General features: G+C 73.0%; 2 protein-coding genes. One reads left to right on the top strand and one right to left on the bottom strand.

Going from position 1 to position 3201, the window contains the following annotated elements; translation table 11 throughout:
* Window positions 1-332 precede the first annotated feature (332 nt).
* Entirely contained in the window at window positions 333-2153 is a 1821-nt protein-coding gene (locus ACIGFK_RS42420; RefSeq protein ID WP_400056151.1) for an AMP-dependent synthetase/ligase, read from the bottom strand.
* A 497-nt stretch (window positions 2154-2650) separates the two neighbouring features.
* Here ACIGFK_RS42420 and ACIGFK_RS42415 point away from each other — a divergent pair, with 497 nt between their 5' ends.
* Entirely contained in the window at window positions 2651-3079 is a 429-nt protein-coding gene (locus tag ACIGFK_RS42415; protein WP_376656923.1) for a hypothetical protein, read from the top strand.
* Window positions 3080-3201: the final 122 nt, after the last annotated feature.

The following is a 3201-nucleotide window of genomic DNA, read 5'->3' as shown; positions in this document are numbered from 1 at the left end:
TCTCTGATTCCGGCCGGCTCGGACCCCGCCAGGGGGTGCCGCTGCGCGGAGCAGGCCCCGCCCCGCCCTTTCACCGTTTCCTGGGGCTCCGCCCCGGACCCCGCGCCTCAAACGCCGGCGAGGCTGGATCGTCGGGCGCAGCCGAACCCCCCACCCACACGCCACCCCCACGCCGGGGCCTGGACGCGCCGCGGGCCCCCGTCGGACCCCGCGCCCGAACCCCGGCGAGGCTGGACGGTCGGGCCGCGCCCAGGGAGTGGGTGGGCGGACGCCGCACATGGGCGGGGCCCGCGGGGGGAGAAGTCCCGCGCGCGCGGGAACCCGTACCCCCCTCACCCCCCGTACAGCGCCTCGATCTCCCTCGCGTAGCGCTCCGATACCGCCTTGCGGCGGAGTTTGAGGGTGGGGGTCAGGGTGCCCGCCTCCGGGGTGAAGTCCTCCGGGAGGATGTGGAAGGCGCGGATGCGGGCCGGACGGGAGAGGGTGGCGTTGGCTTCGGCGACCGCCTGTTCGACCAGGGCGCGGACCGCCGGGTGGGTCGACGGGTGCGCCGACCGTTCGGCCGCCGACCGTTCCGCCGCCGACGGCTGCGTCACCGGGTCGGTCGACCCCCGCCGCGGCCAGGAGTCGTTCAGGGTCACGCCCTCGCGGGCGGCCCAGGCGGCTATCTCTTCTGCATCCAGGGTGACGAGTGCGACCGGGTGGGGGCGGCCGTCGCCGATCATCACGGCGCGGGAGACGTAGCGGGAGCGCTGGATGGCGAATTCGGCTTCCGTCGGGGTGAGGTTCTTGCCCGCCGAGGTGATGATCAGCTCCTTCTTGCGGCCCGTGATGCGGAGGTAGCCGTCGGAGTCGAGTTCGCCCAGGTCGCCCGTGTGGAGCCAGCCCTCCGCGTCCAGCGCCTCGGACGTGGCCGACGCGTTCGCGTGGTACCCCGGGAAGACCATCGGCCCGCGCGCCAGGACCTCCCCGTCCTGCGCGATCCGCACCTCGCAGCCCGCGATCGGCCGGCCCACCGTCCCGTGGCGCACCGCGTCCGGGTGGTTGAGGGAGATGACCCCGGCCGACTCCGTCATCCCGTACCCCTCGTACACGGCGATCCCGCACGCCCGCAGGAAGTCCAGGGTCGCCGGGGCGATCGGGGCGCCGCCGGTGAGCGCCCACTTCAGCCGGCCCCCGAACGCGCCCCGGACCAGGGAGTAGAGGGATTCCTCGGCGGCGGCGTGCTCCTCGCGCCGGGACTCCGGCAGCCGCCCCTCCGCCGCCAGCACCCCCACCCGTACGGCCTCCTCGAAGCTCTCCCGGCCGCCCTCCCGGGACTCGGCCAGTGAGAGCACCACCGAGTGCAGCTTCTCGAACAGGCGGGGCACGGAAGGGAGATGGGTGGGCCGGACGACGGACAGCTCGGACAGGACGTCTTCGATCCTGCCGCCGAAGTAGCAGAGCTCCCCGCCCTCCAGCAGCGTCGTGAACTGGATCAGCTGCGCCAGCAGGTGCGCGAGCGGGAGGTAGAGGTACGTGGAGTCCCCGGGGCCTCCGCGGATCAGCGGGAGGGTCGCGTCCTGGATGGCGCCGAGGTTCGCGTGGGCCAGGCGGCAGCCCTTCGGCAGGCCGGTCGTGCCGGAGGTGTAGACGACCGAGGCGTCCGCCCCGGGCGGGACGGCCTGCGCCCGGGCGAGGAGTTCCCCCTCCGGGACGGAGGCGAGCTCCGGCAGCGCGTCCATCAGGACCACCTCGCGCAGGTGCGGCAGCTTCCCCCGGAGCGCTTCGACCCGCTCCGCCTGCGCGGCGTCGTCGCAGACGGCGAGCACCGCCTCCGAGTCCGCGAGGACCCAGGCGAGCTCCTCCTCCCCCGCCGTCGGATAGACCGGTACGAGGACCGCGCCCGCCGCCAGCACCCCGAAGTGGGTGTACGTCCACTGCGGGCGGGTCTCGGCCAGTACGGCGACCCGCTCGCCCGCGGCCACGCCGAGGCCGAGCAGCGCGCACCCGACGGCCCGCACCTCGGCGGCCAGTTCCGCGTACGTACGGGTCTGCCACGCGTCGCCCGCCCGGAAACGCAGGGCCGTCTCCGGCCCGTGCCTTTCCTCAGTCCACTGGGTGAAGCGTGCCAGCGTGCCGGGCCTGGGCCGAGCTCCGTCGGCTGCGTCCATCGTGTGCCTCCCGGGAGTTGGTGACCCTCGACGCTAGGCAGGTGCGGCGGTGCGGCGACATGACCGGAAGCGTCACGGGCACTGGCCTGAGCGCTCATCAGACGCAGTCTGCAAGAGCGTCGTTCACCCGCCGGCCGCTCGCCGCCCACCTCCCGGTCTCGGCCACAACAGACGGTTTCCGGCCAAGCAATGTAAAGGTAAAGCGGAGGCCCATCCATAAACCCGCAGGTGGGGACAGTGAACATGGCTTCACCCGAGGCGCGTTGGCCATTCCGACAGTGGTCAAGTGATCGACTTGTGGGTAACGTGCACGTGTGCGCGGCACTCGAAGGATGAGATGACGAGCACACCGCCGGACTTCTCCCTGACCAGGAGCGGTGCGGCAACGACCAAGTAATCGGGGGAAAGAAGTCCGCGGGTGACCATTCGGTTTCCACGCCTGTTCAGGTTGCCCACAAGGGCTTCCTCCCCCTTGCGACAACGCAAGGGAATTCCAAATGAATCGCAACACCCTGCGCATGGCGGCCGTTTCGGCCGTCGCAGCCATCGCCATCGGGGGCGGCGCCGGCCTGGCCCAGGCCTCCTCGGCCTCCGTGGCCGCACCCCAGTCCGTCTCGGCCACCCAGCAGGCCGAGGCGCAGCAGGCCGCGCGCACCTTGCTCGCGAGCCCGTTCGCGGCTGAGCTGACGCCCGCCGAGCGCACCGAGATGAACAAGATCGTCAACGGTGAGGCCTCGGCCGCCAGCAAGTGGAGCGCGATCCGCGCCGCCTTCAGCAAGGTCGGCGGATTCGCCAAGGCCATCGGCGGCAAGTACAGCGACTTCAAGAAGTGGTACGACGGCCTGTCGTGGTGGGTCCGGGCGCCTCTCGCCGCCATCTCCCCCGGCCTGACCCTCCTCGAGATCTACAACGCTCTCCGAGGCTGACCGAGTGACGCGGGCCGTGGCCCGTCCGGGGCGCCCCCCCCGGGCCCGGCCCCCCCCCCCCCCCCCCCACCCCCACCCCCCCCCCCCCCCCCCCCCCCCCCCCACCCCCCCCCCCCCCCCCC

This window comes from Streptomyces sp. NPDC085524, assembly GCF_044541755.1.
Taxonomy (GTDB): Bacteria; Actinomycetota; Actinomycetes; order Streptomycetales; family Streptomycetaceae; genus Streptomyces.
This window is presented reverse-complemented; position numbering and strand designations above follow the sequence as displayed.